Consider the following 25573-nt stretch of genomic DNA (forward strand, 5'->3'; position numbering starts at 1 on the left):
TACCGCGGCGCCCCGGACCGTAAATGACATGCGTCCGTTCGACGTCCTGGGCTACGTTCTCCCTGTTCGAAGGGGGACCCAAGTGGCGAAGCTGAACCAGATCATCGCCGTCGAGAAGGGCGTCAGGAGCAAGTCGCTCCAGGACGTCACCGCCGCGCACCAGAAGGTGCTCAAGCCCGCGCTGCTCGCCGGGATCTCGCGTACGTACCAGCCGAAGGACGAGGAGGGCGAGCAGTTGCCGCCCGAGTCCACGCGGGTGCAGGTGCAGGCGGAGGACGTGCTGCGGGAGACGGCCGCGTCGCTGACCCGGCTGTTCGACGTGACCGCGACCAAGGACTGGGCCAACTGCGAGGCCCGCGCCGATGTCACGGTCGACGGGCGGACCATCGTCGCGGACGTCCCGGTCAGCTATCTGCTCTTCCTGGAGAAGCAGCTCGGCGACCTGCACGCCTTCGTCAAGAAGCTGCCCACCCTCGACGCCGCCGAGTCCTGGGCCCTCGACCCGTCCACCGACTGGTGGAGGACGGAGCCGGTGCGCACCATCCGTACCAAGAAGGTGCCCCGCAACCACGTCAAGGCGGAGGCCACCGAGAAGCACCCGGCGCAGGTCGAGGTGTACTACGAGGACGTGCCGATCGGGTACTGGACGACCGTGAAGTTCTCGGGCGCGCTTCCCGCGCGGCGGGTCAACGAGCTGGCCGAGCGGGTCGAGAAGCTCCAGCAGGCGGTGAAGTTCGCCCGTGAGGAGGCCAACGGCGCCGAGGTCACCGACCAGCGGGTCGGGGACGCGGTGTTCGGTTACCTCTTCGGGTGAGCCGCCCGCCCCTCGTCTCCCCCGCGTGCGAGCGCGGGGGTGCGCAAGCTGAAACTGAACGTTCAGCCTGAAGTGGTGCGTGGTCCGTACCGGGCCCGCGCCGTCAATCTCAGACTCTCGCTCCAGTCTCAGCATCGCCGCCGATCGCCGGGTCGACGGAGCCGGACGAACGCCGTCGGATGGGAGTTCGAATCTCTCCTGCACCGCTTCCTGGTGCGGTAGTTCAAAGGAAGAACACGACGGCCTGACGACTGATCCGGTCTCCGCACTGAAACCGGCGTGCGCATCAGGTGGCAGCCCCAGGGGCCCGGGAGCAGGCTACGCTCCCGGGTCCCGCCACGTGCTCCCCGCGGCTTCGGCGGGCGCTGTGCGGCCGCGCGGCCACCCGTTCCAGATGCCCCGTGAAGACCCGCCGGGCCTCCGGTGTCAGGGTGCGCAGCGCCACCAGCGCCGTGATGGCGACATCGCACAGCTCCGCCTCGACGTCGTCCCAGGTGTGGGTGACGCCCTTGCGCGGGTTCTGGCCGGTCACGCCGATCACCGCTTCGGCGACCTCGCCGACCTCCTCGGAGAGTTTCAGCAGGCGCAGCAGCAGGCCCTCCCGGCCGGCTCGCTCGGGCTGGTCGGTCTCCAGCCACTGCCACAGGTCGTCGATGACGGAGAAGAGGTCGGTGCGCTCGTCGGTCATGCGGAGCAGCCTGCCAGGTCACCTCAGTCGAACAGCGGTTCCTGCTCGCCCTGCGCCGCCCTCCGCAGCCGCCGGTTGCGTCCGCCGACCACCACCGCCGTCGCCGCGGCCGTCGCCGCGAGGGCCACCGGCACCATCCAGTTCCGGTTCACCGCGTGCCCGAGGGCGGCGTCGAGGGAGAGGCGGCCGGGGCCGGTGACCGCGAGACCGGCCGCCGTCAGGCCGAGGGAGGCGGCGTACTCGTAGCCGCCCTCCTGGGCGAAAAAGCCGTTCGGGGCGTGCACCGCCGCCGCGCCCGCCATCGCGCCGGCCGCCGCCGCGCCGGCCGCCGGGGTGGCCAGGCCCATCGCCAGCAGCAGCCCGCCGCCCGCCTCCGCCAGCCCCGCCATCGTCGCGCTCCGCTTCCCGGGGACGTAGCCCATGGCCTCCATGGCCTGGCCGGTCCCCTCGATCCCGCCGCCCCCGAACCAGCCGAGCAGCTTCTGCGCGCCGTGTGCGGCCAGCACGCCGCCGGTCCCCAGCCGGAGCAGCAGCAGGCCGACGTCACGCCGGTCGTAACAGCAGGTCATGGTGACTCCTTCGTCGAGCGGCGGCACCCCCCGGGTCTCCTGCTCCCCCCTCAGGTCTGCTGCCTCCACCGTCGCACCCCGGGTGCCCGGCGGGCCCGCCCCCGGGCGCCGTTCGGGTGGCGGGGGGCCACGGGCGGTGTGAGGCTGGCCGCCATGACGATCCAGACGACGCGACTGAGCGACCCGGCCGTCCGTGCCTTCGTCGCCGCGGTGAACGCCCATGACCGCGAGGCCTTCCTCGCGCTGCTCGCGCCCGGTGCCACGATGTCCGACGACGGGGCCGACCGGGACCTCGACGACTGGATCGACCGGGAGATCTTCTCCTCCCACGGTCGTCTGGAGGTCGACAACGAGTCCCGGGACGGCCGGGCCCTCGTCGCCCGCCACCGCAACGACACCTGGGGCGAGATGCGCACCCGGTGGGCGTTCACCGTGGACGACGACGGGAAGATCACCCGCTTCGAGACCGGGCAGGCGTAACGGCCGAGGACGCGGGCGGGGTTGCCCTCGCGTGCGCTTCAACTCCTAGCGTCCCGCCCATGGAGAAGACCTACGGAAACAGCGGCAGGGTGCTCGGCTTCGGGTGCTGGGCGATCGCCGGGGAGTGGTGGGACACCGCCGGGCAGCCGCTCGGCTGGGGGAAGACCGACGACGAGGAGTCCGTACGGGCGATCCACCGCGCCCTCGACCTCGGCGTCACCTTCTTCGACACGGCGGACGTCTACGGCGCCGGGCACGGCGAACGGCTGCTGGGCCGCGCTCTCGGCCGGCGCCGCGCGGACGTCACCGTCGCCACCAAGTGGGGCAACCTCTTCGACGAGCGGACCCGCACCCTCACCGGCGCCGACCCCACACCCGAGTACGCCCGCCGCGCGCTGACCGCGTCCCTCGCCCGGCTCGGCACCGACCACGTCGACCTCTACCAGCTCCACCTGGGCGACGTCGCACCACGCCGGGCCGCCGAACTGCGGGACGTCTGCGAGGAGTTCGTCGAGGAAGGGCTCGTGCGGGCGTACGGCTGGTCCACCGACGACCCGCGGCGGGCCGCCGTCTTCGCGGCCGGGGCGCACTGCACGGCCGTGCAGTACCGGGCCAACGTGCTCCAGGACGCCCCCGAGATGCACGCCCTGTGCGAGACGGCGGACCTCGCGGGAATCATCCGCAGCCCCCTGGCCATGGGGCTGCTCACCGGACAGCACGGGGACGGCCGGGCCCCGGCGGCGGGGGACATCCGCAGCGCCCCGCCCGCCTGGCTGCCGGGGTTCGGCGACGGCGGCGGCGCCGAACCCGAGTGGCTGGCCCGGGTCGAGGCGCTCCGCGAGGTACTCACCAGCGGCGGCCGTACGCTCACCCAGGGCGCCCTGGCCTGGCTGTGGGCCCGCGGTCCGCGCACCGTCCCCATCCCCGGGTTCCGGTCGGTCGCGCAGGCCGAGGAGAACGCGGACGCGATGGCGAAGGGACCGCTGGGCGAGGCGGAGATGGCCGACGTCGAGCGGATCCTGGGGCGCTGACGCCCGGAAGCAGGGGGCATGTGGCAGCCGTTCCGCGTACCGGCGCGCACCTCGCGCGAGCTTGCGCGGGGTCCACCCCCTGCCGGTACCGCGGAACGGCTGCTCCCCCCCTCGGGACGGTCCGTCGACGACACATGCCCACCGGCACTCCGAGTGTGGAGTTTCGGTGAAGGAGAGTTGAGCATAAGTCGGCTACGGGCCGCAATGCTGCGGACTTTATGACTCCGCTTGTGTGGATCCGCTCGGCTGCGACGGCGGTCGCGGCGCGCTCACGCCGGCGTGGCCACCGGCTCCTCGCCCGGGTAGCGCACGCCCACGCGGTCCCGGATCGCGTCGAGCGTGCGCATCACGGCCAGGGTGCCGTCCAGCGGCAGCAGCGGGGACTCGGTCTCCCCGGCCCGCAGGGCGCGCATCACCTCCCGGGCCTCGTGCGCGAGGCTGGCCCGCGGGCCGTGTGCCGGGTCGGCCGTGAACTCCTCGGGGTCGCGGCCGTCCCGGTGCAGCACGAAGCGGCTGGGGAAGAAGAAGCCGTCCGGTACGTCGATGCGGCCCGTCGAGCCGGTGATCGAGGCGGAGTTGGCCGTACCGCCGACGATGGAGCAGTGCAGCGCGCCCAGGGCGCCGTTGTCCCAGGAGAGCAGCGCGCCCGTCTGGAGGTCGACGCCCTCCTCCGAGAGCGTCGCGCTCGCCGTCACCCGCGACGGCTCCCCGAGCAGCAACTGGGCGAAGGAGACCGGGTAGACGCCGAGGTCGAGGAGCGCGCCGCCGCCCTGCGCCGGGTCGCGCAGCCGGTGGGCGGGCGGGAACGGGCCCGCCAGCCCGAAGTCCGCCTGGACCGTGCGCACCTCGCCGACCGCGCCGTCGTCGACCAGCGCCTTCAGCCGCCGGACCAGCGGGTTGCAGTACATCCACATCGCCTCCATCAGGAAGGCGCCGCGCTCCCGGGCCAGGCCGACCAGTTCCGCCGCCTCCCGCGCGTTCAGCGTGAACGGCTTCTCGCACAGCACGCCCCGGCCCGCCTCCAGGCAGAGGCCGGCCGCCGCGCGGTGCGACGAGTGCGGGGTGGCGACGTACACCACGTCGATGTCGTCGTCGTGCGCCAGCGCCTCCCAGCCGCCGTACGCCCGCGCGATCCCGAACCGCTCCGCGAACGCCTTCGCCGACGCCTCGGTCCGTGACGCCACCGCCACGACCTCCGCGTCCGGCAGATCGACCAGGTCCGCCGTGAACCTCGCCGCCATTCCGCCGGTCGCCAGAATTCCCCAGCGCACCTTCTGTTCGGCCACCCGTGCCCACCCTCACCGAATTCGTCGTACAAGCTGATCGTTCGAGCTGAGAGCATAGGCGGCGGATCCGTCGAACAGGGAGGGGGCACATGGCCGACCAAGGGGTGTCCGCGTCGCACACCACACCACCGCACACACCGCCGCGCCCGGCACCGGACACGTCACGGGACACGTCACCGCCGGCACGTGCGGCCGGCCGTACCGGCCTGCTCGTCATACTCGTCCTCGGCGGGCTGACCGCGACGCCGTCGCTGGCGCTGGACATGTACCTCCCGGCGCTCCCGGAGGTCACCGACACCCTGCACGCGTCCGCCGCGACCGTGCAGCTGACCCTGACCGCCTGCCTGGCCGGCATGGCGCTGGGCCAGCTGGTCATCGGCCCGCTCAGCGACCGGCTGGGCCGCCGCCGCCCGCTGCTGGCCGGCCTCGCCGTCTACGTCCTCGCCACCGCCCTGTGCGCCCTGGCGCCCACCCTCGGACTCCTCGTCGCCTTCCGGCTGGCGCAGGGACTCGCGGGCGCCGCCGGCATCGTCATCGCCCGGGCCGTCGTCCGCGACCTGTACGACGGCGTCGCCATGGCCCGGTTCTTCTCCACCCTCATGCTCGTCTCCGGGGTGGCGCCGATCGCCGCCCCGCTCATCGGCGGCCAGGTGCTGCGGTTCACCGACTGGCGGGGCGTGTTCGCCGTGCTCGCCGTCGTCGGGGTGGTGCTCGGCGCCGTCGTCTGGGCCAGGCTGCCGGAGACCCTGCCGGCCGCCGAGCGGCACGGCGGCGGGATCGGCGAGGCCCTGCGGTCGATGCGGGGCCACCTCGCCGACCGGGTGTTCACCGGGTACATGCTCGCGGGCGGCTTCGCCTTCGCCGCGCTGTTCGCCTACGTCTCCGCCTCCCCGTTCGTCGTCCAGGAGATCTACGGGGCCTCCCCGCAGACCTTCAGCCTGCTGTTCGGCCTCAACTCGGTCGGCCTCGTCGTCGTCGGCCAGATCAACGGCAAAGTGCTCGTCGGCCGGGTCCCCCTGGAGCGGGTGCTGGCCATCGGCCTCATCGTCGTCATCGCCGCCGCGACCGCGCTGCTGCTGATGTCCCTCGGCGTCTTCGGCGACGTGGGGCTGGCGCCGGTCGCCGCCACCCTGTTCGTGCTGATGTCCGCGATGGGCATCGCCATGCCCAACACCCAGGCGCTGGCCCTGATGCGGGTGAGGAGGGCCGCCGGGTCGGCCTCCGCGCTGCTCGGTACGTCCACCTTCCTCATCGGAGCGCTCGCCTCCCCGCTGGTCGGTGTCGCCGGGGAGGACACCGCCGTCCCGATGGCCGTCGTCCAACTGGCCGCGGCCCTGGCGGCACTGGCCTGCTTCATGGGAATGTGCCGTCCCTGGAAGGCCGCGCCGGCACGCGCGGGAGCGGAGGGGGAAGGAAGCTGAGCGCACCGAGGCTGCGCAGCGACGCGCCGGAACGGGCCGGACTCGACCCGGTCCTGCCGCGTCGGCTGCTCCGGCGGGTCCGGGACCTCACCGCCGGGGAACGCCCCTGGGCGGCCGGGGCCGTCGTCGCCGTCGGCCGCGGACCCGTGCTCGCCGTCGAGGAGGCGGCGGGCTGGGCCGTGCGGTACGCGGCCTGTGACGCCCGCGGCGGTACGGGCGTGGAGCTGCCGGCCTCCTCCCGGGTGCCGGCGACCCCCGGCACCCCGTTCGACCTGGCCTCCCTCACCAAGCTGTTCACGGCGGTCGCCGCCGCCCAGCAGATCGAGCGGGGCACGCTCGGCATCGACGCCGAGGTCGGCGCGTACCTGCCGGACTTCCGCGCCGCCGCCGTACACCGCCTCACCGTGCGGCACCTGCTCACCCACACCTCCGGGCTGCGGCCCGAACTGCCGCTGTACGACTGCGCCGACGACGCGGAACGGCTCGCGAGGCTCCGTGCCGAGGCGCCGGCCGGGCAGATCGGGACGTACCGCTACTCCGATGTGAACATGCTGCTGCTCCAGCAGGTCCTGGAGCGGATCACCGGCCGCGCGCTGGACGTCCTGGTCCACGACGGCATCACCCGGCCGCTGGGCATGACGGCCACCCGCTTCGGGCCGTGCCCGGGGGCGGCGGCGACCGAGGACCAGCGGCGGCCCTGGGCCAAGGCGGACCGGGGGATGCTGCGGGGGGTCGTGCACGACGAGAACGCCTGGGCGCTGGGCGGGGTGGCCGGTCACGCCGGGCTGTTCTCCACCGCCCGGGACCTGTCGGTGTTCTGCCGGACGCTGCTGTCCGGCGGCTCCTACGGCCCCGCCCGCATCCTCGGTCCCGACGTCACGGAGCTGCTGCTCACCGCGCCGGGCCTGGGCTTCGCCCTCGACCAGCCGTGGTTCATGGGGGAACTGGCCGGGCGCGGGGCGGCCGGCCACACCGGCTTCACCGGCACGAGCCTGGTCATCGACCGGGCGACGGACACCTTCGTGGTGCTGCTCGCCAACACGGTCCACCCCTGCCGCCGCCCACCGGACAGCCGCCCCCGGGCGGCGGTGGCGACGGAGGTGGCGCGTGCGGTGCGGGATCGGTGAGCGGACGCGTCGATCGTGTCGTCCGCCCGCTCGTATGAGCGGGTGGGGGACGGACCGGCGGCGACTGCTCACCTCTTAGAATCGCTGGGTGAACGCCCCCGCACCGCCCGCCGACACCCTGCGCACCGCCCTCGCCGGGCTGCTCGACGGGCTGCCGCCGCGACAGGCCGCCCAGGCCGTGGAGCGGCTGATCGCCAACTACCGGGGCGCCACCCCGACCGACGCGCCGATCCTGCGGGACCGCGCCGACGTGGTCGCCTACGCCGCCTACCGGATGCCCGCCACCTTCGAGGCGGTGCGCTCGGCGCTGGCCGCGTTCGCGGCGGCCGTGCCCGGCTGGGCGCCCGCCTCCCACACCGACGTCGGCGGCGGCACCGGCGCGGCGACCTGGGCCGTCGGCGCCACCTGGGACGGGGAACGGACCTCGACCGTGCTCGACTGGGCCGAGCCCGCCCTCGCCCTGGGCCGGGAGATCGCCGCCGCCGAGCCGGCCCTGGCCGCCGTACGCTGGCAGCGCTCGCGGATCGGAGCGGCGCTCACCCTGGACCCCACCGACCTCGTCACCGTCTCCTACGTCCTCAACGAGCTGACCGCCCCCGACCGCGCCGCCCTCGTCGACGCCGCCGCCGGCGCCGCGCGGGCCGTCGTGATCGTCGAACCGGGCACACCCGACGGCTACGCCCGGGTGATCGAGGCCCGCGACCGGCTCGTCACCGCCGGTTTCCAGGTCGCCGCACCCTGCCCGCACAGCGCCGCCTGCCCCATCGCCCCCGGCACCGACTGGTGCCACTTCTCGGCCCGGGTCAGCCGCTCCTCCCTGCACCGCCAGGTCAAGGGCGGCTCCCTCGCCTACGAGGACGAGAAGTTCGCCTACGTCGCCGCCACCCGCCCGCCCGTGCCGGTCACCCCCGACTCCCGTGTGGTCCGCCGCCCGCAGATCCGCAAGGGACAGGTCCTGCTCGACCTGTGCGAGCGGGAACCGGCGCTGCGCCGCGCCACGGTCACCAAGCGCCACGGCGACCTGTACCGGGCGGCCCGCGACACGGACTGGGGCGACCCCTGGCCGCCCGCGTGACGAGACGTACCGTCTTGCCGTCCTGGTAGATTCGTCCCATGCCCGCTCCCAGACGCCGCAGTGAGAAGTCCCGCAGGGCCATCTACGGCGCCGCCCTCGCCCTCGTCGGCGAGGTGGGCTACCCGAGAACGACCATCGAGGGCATCGCCGCCCGCGCCGGCGTCGGCAAGCAGACCATCTACCGCTGGTGGTCCTCCAAGGCGGACGTCCTGCTGGAGGCGTTCCTCGACCTCGGCGAGCGACAGGCCGCGGAGGCGGCGGCGGTGAAGGCGGCGGAGGCCGGGCGGGAGCAGGAGGCCGGGCGGGAACCGGAAGGGGAGCCCGCCTCGTACGGCATTCCGGACACCGGCGACCTCGCCGCCGACCTCAAGGCCGTGCTGCGGGCCACCGTCGACGAACTGCGGGACCCGAGGTTCGACACCCCGGCCCGCGCCCTGGCCGCCGAGGGCGTCGTCGACGAGGAACTGGGCCGGACCTTCGTCGCCAAGCTGCTGGAGCCCTCGCTCCAGCTCTACGTCGACCGGCTGCGCGCCGCGCAGCGGGCGGGCGACGTCCGCCCGGAGATCGACCCGCGCATCGCCCTGGAACTCTTCGTCTCCCCGCTGGCCCAGCGCTGGCTCCAGCACACGGCACCGTTCTCCCACGAGTACACCGACACCCTCGTCGACTACGCCCTGTACGGTCTCGCTCCGCGCTGAACGGTCCCGCCCGGGGGCGGCCGGACCTCGCTGACCTGGGAACCATGTCCCTTCCCGGTCCCCGGCGCGCACAATGGTGGGACCATAGGGCATGCTGATGCGCACGACGGCGAGGCGAGGGGATAGATGAGCGCGGAGTTCGGCGGCCGTAGCGGCCTACAGGGCAGGCTCTCCCACTGGTTGCGCGGACGCCGCCCGAAACCGCCCGCCGACGAGGGCGGCCGGGAGACCCTGCTGCTCGCCGCCGCCGCGGCCGGACTGCCGCTCGCGCCCGCCGCGCACCCGGCCGGCTACCGCTGCTCGTGCGACCGCGTCGGCTGTCCCACCCCCGCCCGGCACCCCGTCTCCTTCGCCTGGCAGACCCAGTCCACGACCGACCGCGCGCAGATCGAGCGCTGGGCCCGCCACCAGCCGCAGGCCAACTTCATCACCGCCACCGGCATGGTCCACGACGTCCTCGACGTCCCCCTCCGGGCCGGCCACGAGGCGCTGGAGCGGCTGCTGGCCACCGGGGTCGAGGTCGGCCCGGTCGCCGAGAGCGACGACGGCCGCATGCTCTTCTTCACCCTCACCCGCGGCACCCCCGAGGACGAGGACGAGTGGTGGCCGTGCGAACTGGACTGCCATCCCGACACCACGGACGAGCACCCGGGCCTGCGCTGGCACTGCCGCGGCTCCTACGTCCTGGTACCGCCCGCCCGGCTGCCCGGTGACCACGGGGTGCACTGGGTGCGGGGCCCGGAGCACCCGCTGCCGGACCCGCTCACCCTGCTGGAGGCGCTCACCGACGCGTGCGCCCGGCACGCGGGCACCGACACCGACCAGGCGGGCACCGCCTGGCCCCTGCGCCACTGACCCCCGCGGCCGACCCCCGCGGCCGGCCCTCGCGGCCGGTCCCCGCGCGTATCCCGCGTCACTCGCCCTTCCGTCACTCGCCCTTCGCCGAGGTCAGTCCCTGCACCCGCCCCAGGATCGACACCTCGTCCTCGGCGGCGTCGCCCGCCGGGTCGAGGGCGACCTCGTTGGAGACGAACTCCATCGTCAGCGTCTGCTTGATCTCGCCGTCGGTCAGCGCGAGCACGTCCTTGTTGGGCGTGGGCACCGAGGTACCCCGCGCGGCGGTCTGCTTCTCGTAGTGCCGGGTGGTGAAGAACACCAGCGCGCCGCCGTCCTCCGTGCGCAGCGCCAGCGGGGCGTAGTCGCCGTCGGTCAGCGGTTCGTCGATGTACTGCGTGGCCAGCCCCGGCCGGGTCGCCTGCGTCGCGCGCTGCGCCCGCCAGGCGCTGGTGTGCGCGCCGGGAGCGAAGTCGTCCCCGCCGCCCTGGAGGTAGTCCGTGTAGCTCTTGCTCAACTTGGCGGGGCTGACGGCCAGTCGCGCGGAGTTCGTGGACACGGCCTCCGCCCAGCCGTCCTTGTCGGTCTTGAACTCGGGCACGTCGTCGGGGGCGACGAGCGTCAGATACGCCACCTGCCAGGTCTCGTCCAGGCCGTCCCGGGTGAAGACCAGCAGCCAGCGCACGTCACCGCCCTTGTTGCCGCGGGCGTCGGCGAGGAACCAGCGCGGCCAGCCCGCCTTCTTCGGGATCGTGTAGGTGACGTCGGTCAGCTTCAACGGGCTGTACGACGGGTTGCCGTCGGGGTTGTTGGCCTTGCCGGCCTTCAGCCGGGCCGCGTCGATGTCGGCGAGGGCCCCGGTGGTGTGATCGGCGTCCAGGGAACCGTCGTACGCCTTGTCCGCCTTGTTGTACGCGGCGGTGAACTCCGCCAGGGCCTCGGCGGCCTCCGCGCGGGTGGCTCCGGGCAGCACCTCGCGCTCGCCGTGCACCACCACGCACCCGCTCGCCGTCAACGACAGAGCGATCACGGCGGCCCCTGTCAGGACGCTCCGGTCAAGCCTGCTCATCAGGTTCCTTCACCTTCCCCTTCCCGGAGGCGAACCCTACCGGTGCCCGGCGCCGCGCCGACGCCGGGACCGGATACCGGTTCCGGCGGCGCTCACGGGTCCCGGCGCGGGGTGACCAGGACGGCGCCGGTGCGCGGGTGGGGGAGCACCTCCACGGGCTGGTCGTAGACCTCCGAGAGCAGGTCGGCGCGGAACACCTCGCCCGGTGTTCCCCCGGCCGCGACCCGGCCGGCCCGCAGCACCGCCACCTGGTCCGCGTAGGCCGCCGCCAGGCCCAGGTCGTGCAGGACGACGACGACCGCGTCCCCGGCCCGCGCCCGCTCCCGGCACAGCCGCAGCACCAGTTCCTGGTGGCGCAGGTCCAGGGCGGCGGTCGGTTCGTCGAGCAGCAGCAGCGGGGCGCGCTGGGCGAGGACCCGGGCCAGGGCGACGCGGGCGCGTTCGCCGCCGCTCAGCGCGGAGAACGGCCGCCCGGCGAAGGCGCTCACCTCGGTACGGGCCATCGCCTCGGCCACCACCGTGTCGTCCTCGTCCGCCGCCGGCGTACCGGCGTAGGGCGCGCGGCCCATCCGGACCACCTCCTCGACGGCGAACGGGAAGGACAGCGCGGTGGACTGGGGCAGGACGGCCCGGCGCAGGGCGAGTTCGGCCGGGGACCAGCCGGCCACGGGGCGGCCGTGGACCCGGACGACCCCGCCGGTCACCGGGAGGTCGGCGGCCAGGGCGCCCAACAGGGTGGACTTCCCCGCCCCGTTGGGGCCGACCAGCGCGAGGACCTGGCCGGCCCGGACGGTGACGTCGACGCCGTCCAGGACCGGCCGGCCGCCGAGCCGGACGCGTACCTCCTCGGCCTCGGCCAGGAGGTCGCCGGGCGCGGCCGGGGCGGGCGGCGCCGGACGGGACGGTACGAGCCGCGGCAGCCTCATGCCCAGCCTCCCTGTCCGCGCCGGGTACGGCGCAGCAGCCAGAAGAAGAACGGACTGCCCAGCAGCGCCGTCAGCACCCCGAGGGGCAGTTCGGCGGGCTGGGCGACGGTCCGGGCGGCCAGGTCGGCCGCGAGCAGGACGAGCGCGCCGAGCAGGGCGCTGCCCGGGATCAGGAACCGGTGGCCGGGCCCGGCCGCCATCCGCAGCAGGTGCGGGACGACCAGGCCGACGAAGCCGATCACGCCGGAGACGCTCACCGCCGCCGCCGTCAGCAGCGCGATGACCAGGATCAGGACGATCCGCAACCGCTCCACGTCCACGCCCAGGTGCCGGGCGGGGCGTTCGCCGAGGGCGAGGAGGTCCAGGCGGCGGGCGTACAGCGGGGCCAGCCCCAGGCCGATCGCCGCGCACGGCAGCACGGCGAGGACCTTCGGCCAGGTCGCCTGGGCGAGCGAGCCGAGCTGCCAGAAGGTGATCTGGTTGACGGCGGCGGTGTCCGCGAAGAACAGGAACAGGCCGATCAGCGCCCCCGCGAAGGCGTTCACCGCGATGCCGGTGAGGATCAGTGTCACCACTTCCGTCCGGCCCCCGGAGCGCGCCATCACGTACACCACCAGGACCGTGACCAGTCCGGCGGCGAACGCGAAGGCGGAGACGGTCCAGGTGCCGAGGAAGTCCAGCCCGAGGGCGATGACGGCGACCGCGCCGACCGCCGCGCCCGAGGAGACGCCGATGACGCCCGGTTCGGCCAGCGGATTGCCGAACACGCCCTGCATCAGCGCGCCCGCGCAGCCCAGCGAGGCGCCGACCAGCAGCGCGAGCACGATCCGCGGGAACCGTACGTTCCACAGCACCGACTCCGCGACCCGGTCCAGCGCGGCGCCGCCGAGCCCGACGCGGTGCAGGGCGGAGCCGACCACGTCACCGACGGGCACCGGATAGGCGCCGGTCCCGGCCGCGACCGGGACCAGGAGCAGCAGCGCGGCGAGCAGTCCGGCGGTCAGCAGCCAGGCGGTGGAGCGCCGGGCGCTCGGCGGCGGAGCGGGATCGGTGATCACCGCAGTAGCTTAGGTTAGCCTTCCCTACTCTCGCCACCGAAGTGCCTGCCGTCGCCCGGTGTTTCAATGCTCCCGTGACTGATTACGACGTGCTGCGCGTCTTCTGCGCGGCGAACGGCGGCTACGGCAGCGAACTCGGCGTCGTCCGGGACGGTTCCGTACTGCCGGAGCGGGCGGAGCGCCAGGCCTTCGCCGCCGAACTCGGCTTCAGCGAGACCGTGTTCGTCGACGACCCCGAGCGCGGCGTCATCGACATCTACACCCCCACCCAGCGCCTGCCCTTCGCCGGGCGCCCCTGCGTCGGCACCTCCTGGCTGCTCGACGTGGGCGAACTCGTCACCCCGGCCGGGGTGGTGGGCGCCCGGCAGGACGGGGAGTTCAGCTGGATCGAGGCGCGCGCCCAGTGGGCCCCGCCGCGCACCCTGCGCCAGTACGCCACCGCGGCCGAGGTCGACGACCTGCCGGTACCGCCGAAGGGGGAGCGAAGCGAGACGGGGGTCCCCGCGGACGAAGTCTGGGGGAGGGTCTACGCCTGGGCGTGGGAGGACGAGGCGGCCGGACGGGTCCGCGCCCGGGGCTTTCCCGGCCGGGACGACGGCATCGACGAGGACGAGGCGACGGGCGCGGCGGCCCTGCTGCTCACCGACCGGCTGGGCCGGGCCCTCAACATCACCCAGGGATCGGGCTCCCAGATCCTCACCGCCCCGCAGCCGCACGGGTGGGTGGAGATCGGCGGACGGGTGTTCCTGGAGCGCTGATTCCCCGTGACCGGCCGTTCTTGACAGGGCAACAGGTGATCGATTTACTCGGGCGCGCCGACCCCCACAGTCGGCGAAGAGGTACGCCCAGCCGGTAACTGGCGTCCCCAGCCAGCAGCCCGGACCAAGTCGCCAGGACCGCCGTACGGCGTCCGAGGCGGGGACGTACCCGCAACGTATGGAGCTCGAAGGATGAGCCGTTCTCCCCTGCACTCCCGCACCGCCCTGACGGCGGCCGGCGCTGTGGCCCTGGCCGCCCTGGTGTGCGCCCCCGGCAACGCCACCGCCGCGACGATCACGCTGCCGCCCGCGGGCGCCGGCTTCGACTACCAGATCGGCGGCGCCTACACCCCGCCCGCCGGCGTCGAGGTGGTCACCCGCGACCACACCGCCGCCCCCGTCGACGGCCTGTACAACATCTGTTACGTCAACGCCTTCCAGACCCAGCCCGGCGCCACCGACGAGTGGAAGGACCTGCTGCTCAAGGACGCCGACGGCAACGTCGTCTACGACGGCGAGTGGGACGGCGAGGCCGTCCTGGACATCACCACCGAGGACAACCGCGAGGCCATCGCCGAGAAGGTGGGCGGCTGGATCGACGACTGCGCGGCCAAGGGCTACCAGGCCGTCGAGCCGGACAACTTCGACACCTACGACCGCTTCTCCGACCTGCTGGACGCCTCCCAGGCCCAGGACCTGATCCAGCGGCTCGCCGCCCGCGCGCACGCCGCCGGCCTGGCGATCGCCCAGAAGAACGCCGCCGAGCTGGCCGAGAACCGCGAGGCCAACGGCCTGGACTTCGCGGTGGCGGAGGAGTGCGGCAAGTGGGAGGAGTGCGACTCCTACACCGACTACTTCGACGACCACGTCATCGTCATCGAGTACGACGACGAGGGCATGGCCAACGCCTGCGCCGGCTGGGGCGACACGCTCAGCGTCGTCAAGCGCGACTACGACGTCACCGCCCCCGGCAGCGGCGAGTACGTCCGCGAGACCTGCTGACCCCCTGAACGGGGCGTCGGGGCGGAGCACCGCCCCGGCCCGGCGCCCCCACCCGCCCGCCCGCTACGCGCTGAGCGGGAACTCCTCACCCAGCGCCCGGAAGACCGCCGTGTTCAGGGCGAACGCCCGCTTGCACTCGGCCACGATCCGCTGCTGCTCCAGCTCGTCGGCCCGGATGCCGTCCAGCAGCTCCCGGTACCCGCGCTTGAACGCGGCCGGGTTGGTGATCTCCTCGAAGACGTAGAACCGGACCCCGTCGCCCTTCTTGGCGAAACCCCAGGTCCGCTCGGCCTTGTCGCGGATGATCTGGCCACCGGAGAGGTCGCCGAGGTAGCGCGTGTAGTGGTGGGCGACATAGCCCGCCGGCCACCGCTCGGCGCACTCCCGCACCCGGGCCGCGTACTCCTCGGTGGCCGGCAGCGGAGTCAGCCCCGTCCGCCACCCCGCGCCCCGCAGATGCGCCAGGTCGCGCTCCAGCGACGGCAGCCGCTCCAGCTCCGGCTGGATGAAGGGCCCGGCCACCGGGTCGGCCGCGAGCCGCCCGGCGGCGGCCTCCAGCGCCTCGTACACGAACCACAGCTGCTCGGTGTAGCGCGCGTAGGCGTCCACGCCGAGCCGGCCGCCGAGCAGGTCGCTCATGAACGTCGAGGTCTCGGCCTCCACATGCTGCGCGTGGGAGGCGGTGCGGATGAGCGTCGAGAAGGAGTCCATGCGCCCGATCTTCTATGGTTAGGCTAACCTAAGTCAATAGCTTGCCGACGGCCTGTCGGTAAAAGCGTACCCGGGGGCGCGCGAAAAGACCCGCCCTCCGGAAGAGAGCGGGTCGGCGGGGGCGCGGGGGCGTCAGGGCAGCGTGAGGATCTCCGCGCCGGTCTCCGTCACCACCAGGGTGTGCTCGAACTGGGCCGTGCGCCTGCGGTCCTTCGTCACGACCGTCCAGCCGTCGTCCCACATCTCGTACTCGTGCGTGCCCAGCGTCAGCATGGGCTCGATCGTGAAGGTCATCCCGGGCCGGATGACGGTGGTGGCGTGCGGGCTGTCGTAGTGCGGGATGATCAGCCCCGAGTGGAACGACGAGTTGATCCCGTGCCCGGTGAAGTCCCGCACCACGCCGTACCCGAACCGCTTCGCGTACGACTCGATGACCCGGCCGATGATGTTGATCTGCCGGCCCGGCTTCACCGCCTTGATCGCGCGGTTCAGCGACTCCCGGGTCCGCTCGACCAGCAGCCGGCTCTCCTCGTCGACGTCACCGACCAGGTAGGTGGCGTTGTTGTCGCCGTGCACGCCGCCGATGTACGCCGTCACGTCGAGGTTGACGATGTCGCCGTCGCGCAGCACCGTGGAGTCCGGGATGCCGTGGCAGATCACCTCGTTGACGCTGGCGCACAGCGACTTGGGGAAACCCCGGTAGCCGAGGGTCGAGGGGTAGGCCCCGTGGTCGCACATGTACTCGTGCGCCACCCGGTCCAGTTCGTCCGTGGTCACACCCGGCGCGATGAGCTTCGCGGCCTCCTCCATCGCCCGCGCGGCGATCCGCCCGGCCACCCGCATCGCCTCGATCGTCTCGGGCGTCTGCACCTCCGGACCGGTGTACGGCGTCGGGGCGGGCTTGCCGACGTACTCGGGCCGGCGGATGTTTCCGGGTACGGAACGGTTGGGAGAAAGCTCCCCTGGTACGAGCAGCGACTGGCCAGACATGCCAGCGAGTCTAACCAGCGGGCATACGAGACCATGTCCCTGGCGAAAGGAGCCGGTCATGGCCCTGTTCAAGAAACGCACGGTCGGCAAACCGGGCGGGTGGTACTACTGCCTCCAGCACCGGAAGGTCGAGGAGGGACCGGAGTGCCCGGCCAAGGACCGCTTCGGTCCCTACGCGTCGCGCACGGAGGCGGAGCAGGCGATGCGGACGGCGCGTGAGCGCGACCTCCAGTGGGAGAACGACCCGAAGTGGCACGACGCGCCGGAGCGCGAGTGATCTCGCGGGGCGGCCGCGGGTAGGGGGTGGTTGCCCGCGCAGTTCCCCGCCCCCTGCGGGGCGCGTTCACCGCACGTCCCTCAAGGGGCGCGGGGAACCGCGCGAGCAACCACGACGCACCCGCACCCGACCACACAACAGGAGCCCCCATGACCGCCGCAGGCCCCGGCACCCGCCCGGAGGGCGCCCCCTCCGTCCCCTTCCGCGCCGGCGAGGACGGCCACGCCAGCTACCGCATCCCCGCCGTCGTCCGCACCGCGACCGGCACGCTCCTCGCCTTCTGCGAGGCCCGCGCCACCGGCCCCGCCGACCACGGCACCATCCGCGTCGCCGTCAAACGCTCCACCGACGGAGGCCGCACCTGGGGCCCCCTCGTCGTCGCCGCCGAGAACGGCGACGACCTCGCCGGCAACCCCTCCCCGGTCGTCCTCGGCACCGGCCGCGTCCTGCTCGTGCACGTCCGCAACGCCGCGCACGCCACCGAGGCCGCCATCCGCCGCGGCGAGGTCACCGCCGAGGACGGACGCCGCGTGTGGGTGACGCACAGCGACGACGACGGACTCACCTGGTCCCCGCCCCGGGAGATCACCGACCAGGTCAAGCGCCCGGAGTGGCGCTGGTACGCCACCGGCCCCGGCCACGCCCTGCGCCTGCGCGCCGGCCGCGTCGTCGTCCCCGCCAACCACTCCCTGCCCGACGGCCCCGACGGCGGCCACTGCCTGCTCAGCGACGACGACGGCGCCACCTGGTACCTCGGCTACGTCGACGACGGCGACGGCACCGCCACCCGCGTCGCCGCCAACGAGTCCACCGCCGCCGAACTCCCCGACGGCCGCCTCTACGTCAACGCCCGCACCATGCCCCCGTCGCCCGGCCCCCGCGCCGACGCGCACTCCGGGGACGGCGGCCGGACCCTGACCGCCCCCTTCCGCCGGCAGCCGGACCTGTCCGGACCCGTCTGCCAGGGCAGCGTCCTCGCCCTCCCCGACGCCGGCCCCCTGCTCTTCTCCGGCCCCGCCGACCCCGCCGCCCGCGCCCGGATGACCCTGCGCGTCTCCACCGACGGCGGCACCCGCTGGCGCCCGGCCCACACCGTCGACGACCGCCCCGCCGCCTACTCCGACCTGGTCCCCGTCGGCGCCCGCTCGGTCGGCCTGCTCTACGAGACCGGCGACGCCGGACCGTACGAGACGATCACCTTCCGGCGGCTCACCGTGTCCCTGGACGGACCCGCATAGAGTCGGCCCATGACCTCTACCGACAACGACAGCGCCGCTCAGCACAAGGCCCCCGCCAAGGACCCCTGGGACCTCCCCGACGTATCCGGTCTGGTCGTCGGCGTCCTCGGCGGGACCGGGCCGCAGGGCAAGGGCCTCGCCTACCGCCTCGCCCGGGCCGGCCAGAAGGTGATCGTCGGCTCCCGGGCCGCCGACCGCGCGCGGGCCGCCGCCGAGGAGATCGGCCTCGGCGTCGAGGGCGCCGACAACGCCGAGACCGCCCGCCGCAGCGACATCGTGATCGTCGCCGTGCCCTGGGAGGGCCACGGCGACACCCTGACGTCCCTGCGCGAGGAACTGTCCGGCAAGCTCGTCGTGGACTGCGTCAACCCGCTCGGCTTCGACAAGAAGGGCGCCTACGCCCTCAAGCCCGAGGAGGGCAGCGCCGCCGAGCAGGCCGCCGCCCTACTCCCCGACAGCCGGGTCACCGCCGCCTTCCACCACCTGTCCGCCGTCCTCCTCCAGGACCCGGAGATCGAGGCGATCGACACCGACGTGATGGTGCTCGGCGAGGCCCGCGCGGACGTGGAGACCGTCCAGGCGCTGGCCGGCCGCATCACCGGTATGCGCGGCGTCTTCGCCGGGCGGCTGCGCAACGCCCACCAGGTCGAGTCGCTGGTCGCCAACCTGATCTCCGTCAACCGCCGCTACAAGGCCCACGCGGGACTCCGCGTCACGGACGTATGAGGCGATGGGGGACACTGGTGGGCAGCAGCCAGACCGCCCGTGTCCCCCGACAGGAGCCGACCTCATGCCCCGCCTCGCCCTCTACGCCCTGATCGTCTGCGTGCTCGCCGTGGTGGCGGCCGTCGTCTCCTTCGCCGAGGGCGTCGTCCTGGTCGGCGTGGTCTGGGTGCTGCTGGCGGGACTGTCGTCCAACATGTGCTGGTACTACCTCAAGCGCCGCCGCGCCTGAGTCACGACCCCATCGCGCACAGCTCGTCCGTCTGCCAGAAGCGGTACAGCTCGAAGCCGCAGTACGAGTCGAAGTCGCTGATGCCCAGCGACCGCAGTACGGCGTCGATCGCGTCGAAGAACACGCCGTTCAGCGCCGGGACCCACAGCAGCGCGAACACGAACAGCAGCCCGAACGGGGCGAACGGCTCCAGCTGCCGCCGCACGCCGTACGGCAGCCAGGGCTCGATCACCCCGTAGCCGTCCAGGCCCGGCACCGGCAGGAAGTTCAGGATCGCCGCCGTGACCTGGAGCAGCGCGAGGAACGCCAGGGCCAGCCGGAAGTCGCCCGGTACGCCGTCCAGCGCGTCCAGCCAGAACGGGGCGGTGCACACGACGGCGAACGCCACATTCGTCAGCGGGCCCGCCGCCGAGATCAGACTGTGCCGCCAGCGGCCCCGGATACGGCCCCGCTCGATGAAGACCGCGCCGCCCGGCAGACCGATGCCGCCCATGATGACGAAGACGACGGGGAGCACGATGCTGAGCAGCGCGTGCGTGTACTTCGCCGGGTTCAGCGTCAGATAGCCCTTGGCGCCGACCGAGATGTCCCCGCTGTGCAGCGCGGTGCGGGCGTGCGCGTACTCGTGCAGGCACAGGGAGACGACCCAGGCGGCCGTCACGAACAGGAACACCGCCAGTCCCGGCTGCTCGGCGAACCCGGTCCAGGTGGCCCAGCCGGTGACCGCGGCGACGGCGACGATCCCGAGGAAGACGGGGGAGACCCGCCGGTCACTGGGGCGGGCGGGGGCGGTGGTCATGACGGCGGGACTCCTGTGCTCGGGGCTGGTGGTGCGGACTCGTGGCGGGGACTCGTGGCGCGGGCGCGGTGGAAAGGCTCGACCGTACCGGTGCCGGAGTGGGAACGCCCCACAGGGGACCGCCGGTTCCATTGCCCCGGTAAACCCGGAGGCGGCGCCGGCCCGTCCCCGGAGAGAATGGACCCCGTGCGCTACCGCATCCTCGGCACCACCCAGGCATTCCGCCCCGACGGCAGCCCCGTCCCGGTCGGCGGGGCGCGGCTGCGCGCGCTGCTGACCGTGCTGGCACTGCGGGCAGGCCGGACCGTACCGCCCGGCCTGCTGGTCGACCAGGTGTGGGCCGACGACCCGCCCGCCGACGCCACCGGCGCCCTCCAGGCCCTGGTCGGACGGCTGCGCCGGGCGCTCGGCGCGGACGCGGTGGCCCTTGCCGACGGCGGCTACCGGCTCACCGCCCGCCCCGACGACGTCGACCTGCACCGCTTCGAGCGGCTGGCCGGCGAGGGCGCCCGCGCGCTGGCCGGCGGCGACCCGGACAAGGCGGCCGGCGCTCTCGACGACGCGCTGGCGCTGTGGCGCGACCCGGTCCTGGCCGACCTGCCCGACCGCACCGCCGAGGCGGCCCGCTGGGAGACCCGGCGCCTGGACGCGCTGCGCGCCCGGCACACCGCCGCGCTGCGGCTCGGCGACGCCGAGCGGTCCCTGCCCGAGCTGACCGCCCTGTGCGACGCCCACCCCCTGGACGAACCCCTCCAGGCGCTGCGGCTGCGCGCCCTGCGCGGCACCGGCCGCACCGCCGAGGCACTGGCCGCCTACGAGGACGTACGCCGGCTGCTCGTGGCGCGGCTCGGCGCCGACCCGGGCCCGGACCTGCGGGCCCTCCACGCCGAACTGCTGCGCTCCGGCACCGAACCGACCCCGCCGCCGCCCCGATACGGGGACCGGGACGGGGGCCGGGACCGGGACGGGGGCCGCGACCGAAATCGGGACCGCGACCGGGACGGGGACCGCGACCGGGATCGGGGCGAGGGCGGCGACCGGGACGGGGGCTGGGACCGCGACCGGGACTGGGACGGGGGCCGCGACCATGACCGAAACCGGGACCGCGACCGGGACGGAGACCGTGACCGGGACGGAGACCGCGACCGGGACGGGGACGGGGACCGCGACCGGGGCGGGGACGGGGGCCGCGACCGGGACAGGGGTCGGGACCGAAACCGGGACCGCGACCGCGACCGCCCCGTCGGCCTCGGCCACCCCCCGGCCTCCGCCCGCGACGGCCTGCCGGCCCGCCCCCGGGGCAACCTCCGGGCCCGCCTCACCTCCTTCGTCGGCCGGGACGCCGACCTGGAGACGCTCCGCGCCGACCTGGGCACCACCCGGCTCGTCACCCTCCTCGGCCCCGGCGGCTCCGGCAAGACCCGGCTCTCCCTGGAAGCCGCCGAGGCCGCCGGGGACACCGCGCGGGACGGCGCCTGGTTCGCCGAGCTGGCCCCGGTCGACGACCCCGCCGCCGTGCCCGAGGCCGTGCTGACCGCCGTAGGAGCCCGCGAGACCGTGCTCTACGGCGCCGGCGCCGAGGAGCTGCGGGTCGCCGCCGACCGGCCCGCCACCGCCGTCGAACGCCTCGTCGAGCACTGCGGGCGGCGCCGGATGCTGCTCGTCCTCGACAACTGCGAGCACCTCGTCGACGCCGCCGCCCGCCTCGCCGAGGAACTCCTCGCCCGCTGCCCCGGCGTCACCGTCCTCGCCACCAGCCGGGAACCCCTCGGCGTACCGGGGGAGCTGCTGCGGCCGGTGGAACCGCTGCCCGAGCCGTCCGCGCTGCGCCTGCTCGCCGACCGGGGCCGGGCGGCCCGCCCCGGCTTCCGCGTCGAGGACGACCCCGACGCCTGCGCCGAGATCTGCCGCCGCCTGGACGGCCTGCCGCTCGCCATCGAACTGGCCGCCGCCCGGCTGCGCGTGCTGACCCCCCGCCAGATAGCCGACCGGCTCGACGACCGCTTCCGCCTGCTCACCTCCGGAAGCCGCACCGTCCTGCCCCGCCAGCAGACCCTGCGCGCGGTCGTCGACTGGTCCTGGGAGCTGCTGGACGAGGACGAACGGGAGGTGCTGTGCCGCCTGTCGGTGTTCGCCGGCGGCTGCGACCTGGCCGCCGCCGAGGCCGTCTGCGGTCCCGCCGCCCTGGACGCGCTCGGCTCCCTCGTCGACAAGTCCCTGGTCGTGGCCGCCCCCGCGGGCGACGGCGGCGAGATGCGCTACCGGCTCCTGGAGACCGTCGCCGAGTACGCCGGCGAACGCCTCGACGAGGCCAGCGGCCGGTCCGCCGCCGAACGCGCCCACCTGACCCACTACCGCGAACTGGCCCGCACCACCGACCCGTTGCTGCGCGGCCGGGACCAGCTGGCCGCCATCGCCCGCCTGGAGCGCGAGTACGAGAACATCCGCACCGCGCTCAGGCACACCGTCGCCGAACGCGACGAACAGGAGGCGCTGTGCCTGGTGCTGTCACTGGCCTGGTACTGGCACGTACGCGACCTGCGGACCGAGGCCCGCACCTGGTGCCAGGAGGTCATGGCGCTCGGCCCGGACCCGTTCACCGACCCGCCGGTGCCCGCGGCGCCCGTCCCCGAGCGGTGCACGAGCGCCCCGCCCCCGATGACCGGCGAGGTCCTCGCCGAGGCCCGGCGTGGCGTGCACCTGACCCACCTGGCGTGCATGGACACCGAGCTGGACGCCTGGCAGACCCCGGCGGCCCAGGCGAAGCTGCGGGCGGTCGCCGCCACCTATGAGCCGGGGCTGCCGCAGACCTGCCGCAGCCCCGGCCTGTTCTGGTTCTTCGCCGTGATGTTCACCGGCGACATGGACCGGCTGCGCGTCATCATGGACGCCTCCGTGCGCACCTGCCGCGCGACCCCGGGCTTCGACTGGGAGCTGGCCTGCGCGCTCCAGTGGCGCGCCACCATCCTCTCCAACCGCTCCGACTCGGCGGGCGAGGCCGCCCGCGACGCCGACGAGTCGCTGGAGATCTACCGGCGCCTCGGTGACGAGTGGGGCCTGGCCGAGGCCCTCTCCGCCCGCGCCGAGGCCCGCGAACGCAGCGGCGAGTTCCGGCTGGCCGCCGCCGACTACGAGACCGCGGCGCGGTACGCGCGGCGGCTCGGCGCCCACGCCCAGGTGGACGTGCTCGACGCCCGGCTGGCCGGCTCGCTGCTGGAGGACGGCCGGGAGACGGAACGGGGCGAGCGCATCCTGCGCGAGGTCGCCGAGCGCTCCGACGACGGCGGGCACAACAGCGCCATGCCCGCCGCCCGGCTGTTCCTGGCCGGCTGGCTGGCCCGGACCGGGCGGACCGCCGAGGCCCGGGAACAACTGCGGGTGCTGCGGCTGCACTTCACCATCACCCGCTTCGTCGTCTTCGACGCCTTCATCCTGGGCGCCGAGTCCTGGATCGACGCGCTGGAGGGGGAGTACGACACCGCCCTGGACAAGGCCCGGCGGGCGCTGGCAGGCAGCGACGACCCGTTGTCGGTGGCCATCGCGCCGCACATGCGCTCCGTCCACCTGGCGATCGCCGCACTGCCGCTGGCCCGGATCGACGGCGGCGGCCGGGCCCGCGACGCCGCCCGCTGCCTCGGCGCCGCCGCCGCGCTGCGGCCGCCCGACCAGGTCGAGGAGGGCATGGAACGGGCGGTGCGGGTCCGCGCCACCGAGTGGGCCAGGGCCGCGCTGGGGGACGAGGAGTACGAGGCCGCGCACGCCGAGGGCGCCGGCCTCTCCGAGGCGGAGGCCCGCGCCCTCGTGTGAGACGCGTCAGCTCTTCGTGCGGAACTTGTGGATCGCCACGGGCGCCATCACCGCCGTGATCGCCGCCGACCAGCCCAGGGTGATCCACAGGTCGTGCGCGACCGGACCGCCCACCATCAGTCCGCGCGCCGCGTCCGCGAGCGTGGAGAGCGGGTTGTAGTCGGTGAAGGCCTGCAGCCAGCCCGGCATCGACTGGGTCGGCGCGAAGATCGACGAGCCGAACTGGAGCGGGAACAGCACCAGGAATCCCATCGCCTGCACGGACTGCGCGTTCTTCAGGACCACGCCGAGCGTGAGGAACACCCACATGATCGACGAGGCGAACGCGGCGGACAGCCCCACGGCCGCCAGCAGCCCGCCCCAGTGCTCGATGTCGAAGCCGACCAGCACGGCGACGATCATCAGCACCGCGGTGGCGAACAGCATCCGCGCCAGCTCCACCGTGATCTTCGCGAACAGCACCGAGCCGCGCCCGATCGGCAGCGACCGGAACCGGTCCATCACCCCGGAGTTGAAATCCTGGCTGAACCCGGTGCCGACGCCCTGCGACAGGGTCATGCTCATCATCGCGATCATGCCGGGGATCACGTACTGGACGTAGCCGTCCTGTCCGCCGCCCAGCGCCTGGCCGATCGAGCCGCCGAAGACGTACACGAACAGCAGGGTGAAGACGACCGGCATCAGCAGCGCGTCGAACATCGACTCCGGGTCCTGCCGGATCCACAGCAGGTTGCGGCGGATCAGGGCACCGGTGTGCCGGACGTGGCCGCGCAGCGGGATGCGGGCGTCGGCCGTGGGGACGGTGGTGGCGCTCATACGGCGACCTCCTCGCGGGTGTCGGTGGCGGGCGAGGCGTCCTGCGGGGCACTGGCGCGGTGGCCGGTGAGGGACAGGAAGACCTCGTCCAGGCTGGGCAGTTCGGTGGTGACGGAGGAGAGCGTGACGCCCTGCGCGGTGACCGCGCCGACCACCGCGGTCAGCTGCTCGTCGCTGAGGATCGGCACCAGCACGGCGCCGCGCTCGGTGTCGACGGTGGTGGAGGCGAGCCCGGTGATGCCGAGCCCGTCCAGGAACGCGGACAGCGGCCGCAGCTGCTCCGGGTCGGCCGGCCTCACCCGCAGGGTGCGCCCGCCGACCTTCGCCTTCAGCTCCTCGATGCCGCCGTTCGCGATGACCTTGCCGCGGTCCACGACGGTCAGCTCGGAGGCGAGCTGCTCGGCCTCCTCCATGTACTGGGTGGTCAGCAGGACCGTCACCCCGTCCCCGACCATGGCCTTGACCTCGTCCCACACCTCGTTGCGGGTGCGCGGGTCCAGACCGGTGGTGGGCTCGTCCAGGAACAGCACCGCGGGCCGCCCGATCATGGACGCGGCCAGGTCCAGGCGCCGCCGCATACCGCCGGAGTAGGTGCTCGCGGGACGCTTGGCGGCGTCGGTGAGCGAGAACCGCTCCAGCAGCTCGTCGGCCCGCGCGCGGGCGTCCCTGCGGGACAGGTCCAGCAGCCGCCCGATCATGTAGAGGTTCTCCCAGCCGGGCAGCTTCTCGTCCACCGACGCGTACTGCCCGGTCAGGCCTATGACGCGGCGCAGCTGCCGGGGCTGGCGCAGCACGTCGTACCCGGCGACGACGGCCTCGCCGGAGGTCGGGGTGATCAGGGTGGACAGGATGCGCACCAGCGTGGTCTTGCCGGCGCCGTTCGGCCCGAGCACACCCCTCACGGTGCCCTCGCGCACCTCCAGGTCGACGCCGTCCAGCGCCTTGGTCTCGCCGTAGTGCTTGACCAGCCCCCGGACACGGACGGCGGGGCGCGGGCCGCCCTGGCGGTTGTCGATTCGCTTCATGCCGACGACGGTGCCAGCCCGCACCGACAGACGGCCGACAGACCGCCGACACTCGCCCGTGGGTATGGCGGGGCCCCGCCGACGGGGGAAGATCGGCGGGGCCCGGCGTCGTACCGCAG

At 74.0% G+C, this 25573-nt stretch carries 26 protein-coding genes; 15 read left to right on the plus strand and 11 right to left on the minus strand.

Features of this window, described 5'->3' with window-relative positions:
- The first annotated feature begins 82 nt into the window (after positions 1-82).
- Complete coding sequence (locus tag ACZ3IG_RS03580) at positions 83-814, plus strand: DUF7873 family protein (RefSeq protein WP_467428585.1); 732 nt, start codon at positions 83-85, stop codon at positions 812-814.
- A gap of 286 nt (positions 815-1100) precedes the next feature.
- Here the strand turns inward: ACZ3IG_RS03580 and ACZ3IG_RS03585 are convergent, their stop codons facing one another.
- Both ACZ3IG_RS03585 and ACZ3IG_RS03590 read right to left on the minus strand, forming a co-directional pair.
- On the minus strand, positions 1101-1502 hold the full coding sequence (locus tag ACZ3IG_RS03585) for a MazG-like family protein (protein WP_467428587.1): 402 nt from the start codon (positions 1500-1502) through the stop codon (positions 1101-1103).
- Positions 1503-1525: 23 nt separating this feature from the next.
- Positions 1526-2071: a DoxX family protein gene (locus tag ACZ3IG_RS03590; RefSeq protein WP_467429184.1), complete on the minus strand. Its 546-nt coding sequence runs from the start codon at positions 2069-2071 to the stop codon at positions 1526-1528.
- A 153-nt stretch (positions 2072-2224) separates the two neighbouring features.
- Here ACZ3IG_RS03590 and ACZ3IG_RS03595 point away from each other — a divergent pair, with 153 nt between their 5' ends.
- Complete coding sequence (locus tag ACZ3IG_RS03595; protein ID WP_467428588.1) at positions 2225-2551, plus strand: nuclear transport factor 2 family protein; 327 nt, start codon at positions 2225-2227, stop codon at positions 2549-2551.
- Positions 2552-2610: 59 nt separating this feature from the next.
- Complete coding sequence (locus ACZ3IG_RS03600; protein ID WP_467428590.1) at positions 2611-3582, plus strand: aldo/keto reductase; 972 nt, start codon at positions 2611-2613, stop codon at positions 3580-3582.
- A gap of 269 nt (positions 3583-3851) precedes the next feature.
- Here ACZ3IG_RS03600 and ACZ3IG_RS03605 read toward each other — a convergent pair whose 3' ends face one another.
- Positions 3852-4868 (minus strand): Gfo/Idh/MocA family protein, encoded by a 1017-nt coding sequence (locus tag ACZ3IG_RS03605; protein ID WP_467428591.1) that lies wholly within the window; start codon positions 4866-4868, stop codon positions 3852-3854.
- 89 nt (positions 4869-4957) lie between these two features.
- Here ACZ3IG_RS03605 and ACZ3IG_RS03610 point away from each other — a divergent pair, with 89 nt between their 5' ends.
- The 5 genes from ACZ3IG_RS03610 (at position 4958) to ACZ3IG_RS03630 (ending at position 10044) form a co-directional block, all read left to right on the plus strand.
- A complete protein-coding gene (locus ACZ3IG_RS03610) occupies positions 4958-6289 on the plus strand; it encodes a multidrug effflux MFS transporter (protein ID WP_467428592.1) in 1332 nt (443 codons plus the stop codon).
- Positions 6232-7416 (plus strand): serine hydrolase domain-containing protein, encoded by a 1185-nt coding sequence (locus tag ACZ3IG_RS03615; RefSeq protein ID WP_467428594.1) that lies wholly within the window; start codon positions 6232-6234, stop codon positions 7414-7416. Before ACZ3IG_RS03610 ends, ACZ3IG_RS03615 begins: the two co-directional genes overlap by 58 nt.
- Positions 7417-7504: 88 nt before the next feature.
- The gene (locus ACZ3IG_RS03620) at positions 7505-8491 is read left to right on the plus strand and encodes a small ribosomal subunit Rsm22 family protein (RefSeq protein ID WP_467428597.1); all 987 of its coding nucleotides are present in this window, start codon (positions 7505-7507) and stop codon (positions 8489-8491) included.
- A gap of 38 nt (positions 8492-8529) precedes the next feature.
- On the plus strand, positions 8530-9189 hold the full coding sequence (locus ACZ3IG_RS03625) for a TetR/AcrR family transcriptional regulator (RefSeq protein ID WP_467428599.1): 660 nt from the start codon (positions 8530-8532) through the stop codon (positions 9187-9189).
- Positions 9190-9315: 126 nt separating this feature from the next.
- Positions 9316-10044, plus strand: coding sequence for a bifunctional DNA primase/polymerase (locus tag ACZ3IG_RS03630; protein WP_467428602.1), 729 nt, complete (start codon positions 9316-9318; stop codon positions 10042-10044).
- 73 nt (positions 10045-10117) lie between these two features.
- On the opposite strand, the gene ACZ3IG_RS03635 is transcribed toward ACZ3IG_RS03630, so the two are convergent.
- From ACZ3IG_RS03635 to ACZ3IG_RS03645, 3 genes are all read right to left on the minus strand, one after another.
- Positions 10118-11092, minus strand: coding sequence for an SCO2278 family lipoprotein (locus ACZ3IG_RS03635; protein ID WP_467428603.1), 975 nt, complete (start codon positions 11090-11092; stop codon positions 10118-10120).
- A 92-nt stretch (positions 11093-11184) separates the two neighbouring features.
- Positions 11185-12018, minus strand: coding sequence for a heme ABC transporter ATP-binding protein (locus ACZ3IG_RS03640; protein ID WP_467428605.1), 834 nt, complete (start codon positions 12016-12018; stop codon positions 11185-11187).
- The gene (locus ACZ3IG_RS03645; protein WP_467428606.1) at positions 12015-13076 is read right to left on the minus strand and encodes a FecCD family ABC transporter permease; all 1062 of its coding nucleotides are present in this window, start codon (positions 13074-13076) and stop codon (positions 12015-12017) included. Before ACZ3IG_RS03645 ends, ACZ3IG_RS03640 begins: the two co-directional genes overlap by 4 nt.
- A gap of 74 nt (positions 13077-13150) precedes the next feature.
- Between ACZ3IG_RS03645 and ACZ3IG_RS03650 the strand changes: the two genes are divergently transcribed.
- Positions 13151-13834, plus strand: a complete 684-nt coding sequence (locus tag ACZ3IG_RS03650) for a PhzF family phenazine biosynthesis protein (protein ID WP_467428609.1) — start codon at positions 13151-13153, stop codon at positions 13832-13834.
- 192 nt (positions 13835-14026) lie between these two features.
- Positions 14027-14836 carry an endo alpha-1,4 polygalactosaminidase gene (locus ACZ3IG_RS03655; protein ID WP_467428611.1) on the plus strand — a complete coding sequence of 270 codons (810 nt, stop codon included), beginning with the start codon at positions 14027-14029 and terminating at the stop codon, positions 14834-14836.
- A 63-nt stretch (positions 14837-14899) separates the two neighbouring features.
- Here ACZ3IG_RS03655 and ACZ3IG_RS03660 read toward each other — a convergent pair whose 3' ends face one another.
- Positions 14900-15547, minus strand: a complete 648-nt coding sequence (locus ACZ3IG_RS03660) for a biliverdin-producing heme oxygenase (RefSeq protein WP_467428612.1) — start codon at positions 15545-15547, stop codon at positions 14900-14902.
- A gap of 132 nt (positions 15548-15679) precedes the next feature.
- Positions 15680-16537: a type I methionyl aminopeptidase gene (gene map / locus ACZ3IG_RS03665; protein WP_467428613.1), complete on the minus strand. Its 858-nt coding sequence runs from the start codon at positions 16535-16537 to the stop codon at positions 15680-15682.
- Between the two features lie 58 nt (positions 16538-16595).
- Between map and ACZ3IG_RS03670 the strand changes: the two genes are divergently transcribed.
- The 4 genes from ACZ3IG_RS03670 to ACZ3IG_RS03685 all read left to right on the plus strand — a co-directional run bounded on the left by ACZ3IG_RS03670 (position 16596) and on the right by ACZ3IG_RS03685 (position 19007).
- The gene (locus tag ACZ3IG_RS03670; RefSeq protein WP_467428614.1) at positions 16596-16814 is read left to right on the plus strand and encodes a hypothetical protein; all 219 of its coding nucleotides are present in this window, start codon (positions 16596-16598) and stop codon (positions 16812-16814) included.
- Between the two features lie 149 nt (positions 16815-16963).
- On the plus strand, positions 16964-18052 hold the full coding sequence (locus ACZ3IG_RS03675; RefSeq protein WP_467428616.1) for a sialidase family protein: 1089 nt from the start codon (positions 16964-16966) through the stop codon (positions 18050-18052).
- Positions 18053-18061: 9 nt separating this feature from the next.
- Positions 18062-18778 carry an NADPH-dependent F420 reductase gene (gene npdG, locus ACZ3IG_RS03680; protein ID WP_467428618.1) on the plus strand — a complete coding sequence of 239 codons (717 nt, stop codon included), beginning with the start codon at positions 18062-18064 and terminating at the stop codon, positions 18776-18778.
- Positions 18779-18842: 64 nt separating this feature from the next.
- A complete protein-coding gene (locus ACZ3IG_RS03685; protein ID WP_467428619.1) occupies positions 18843-19007 on the plus strand; it encodes a hypothetical protein in 165 nt (54 codons plus the stop codon).
- A 1-nt stretch (position 19008) separates the two neighbouring features.
- On the opposite strand, the gene ACZ3IG_RS03690 is transcribed toward ACZ3IG_RS03685, so the two are convergent.
- On the minus strand, positions 19009-19806 hold the full coding sequence (locus ACZ3IG_RS03690; protein ID WP_467428622.1) for a site-2 protease family protein: 798 nt from the start codon (positions 19804-19806) through the stop codon (positions 19009-19011).
- Between the two features lie 177 nt (positions 19807-19983).
- Between ACZ3IG_RS03690 and ACZ3IG_RS03695 the strand changes: the two genes are divergently transcribed.
- Positions 19984-23613: an AfsR/SARP family transcriptional regulator gene (locus tag ACZ3IG_RS03695; protein ID WP_467428624.1), complete on the plus strand. Its 3630-nt coding sequence runs from the start codon at positions 19984-19986 to the stop codon at positions 23611-23613.
- Positions 23614-23619: 6 nt separating this feature from the next.
- Here the strand turns inward: ACZ3IG_RS03695 and ACZ3IG_RS03700 are convergent, their stop codons facing one another.
- Positions 23620-24429, minus strand: coding sequence for an ABC transporter permease (locus ACZ3IG_RS03700; RefSeq protein ID WP_467428625.1), 810 nt, complete (start codon positions 24427-24429; stop codon positions 23620-23622).
- A complete protein-coding gene (locus ACZ3IG_RS03705; RefSeq protein WP_467428627.1) occupies positions 24426-25454 on the minus strand; it encodes an ATP-binding cassette domain-containing protein in 1029 nt (342 codons plus the stop codon). Before ACZ3IG_RS03705 ends, ACZ3IG_RS03700 begins: the two co-directional genes overlap by 4 nt.
- Positions 25455-25573: the final 119 nt, after the last annotated feature.

The sequence above is a fragment of the Streptomyces sp. NPDC016677 genome (assembly GCF_055562815.1).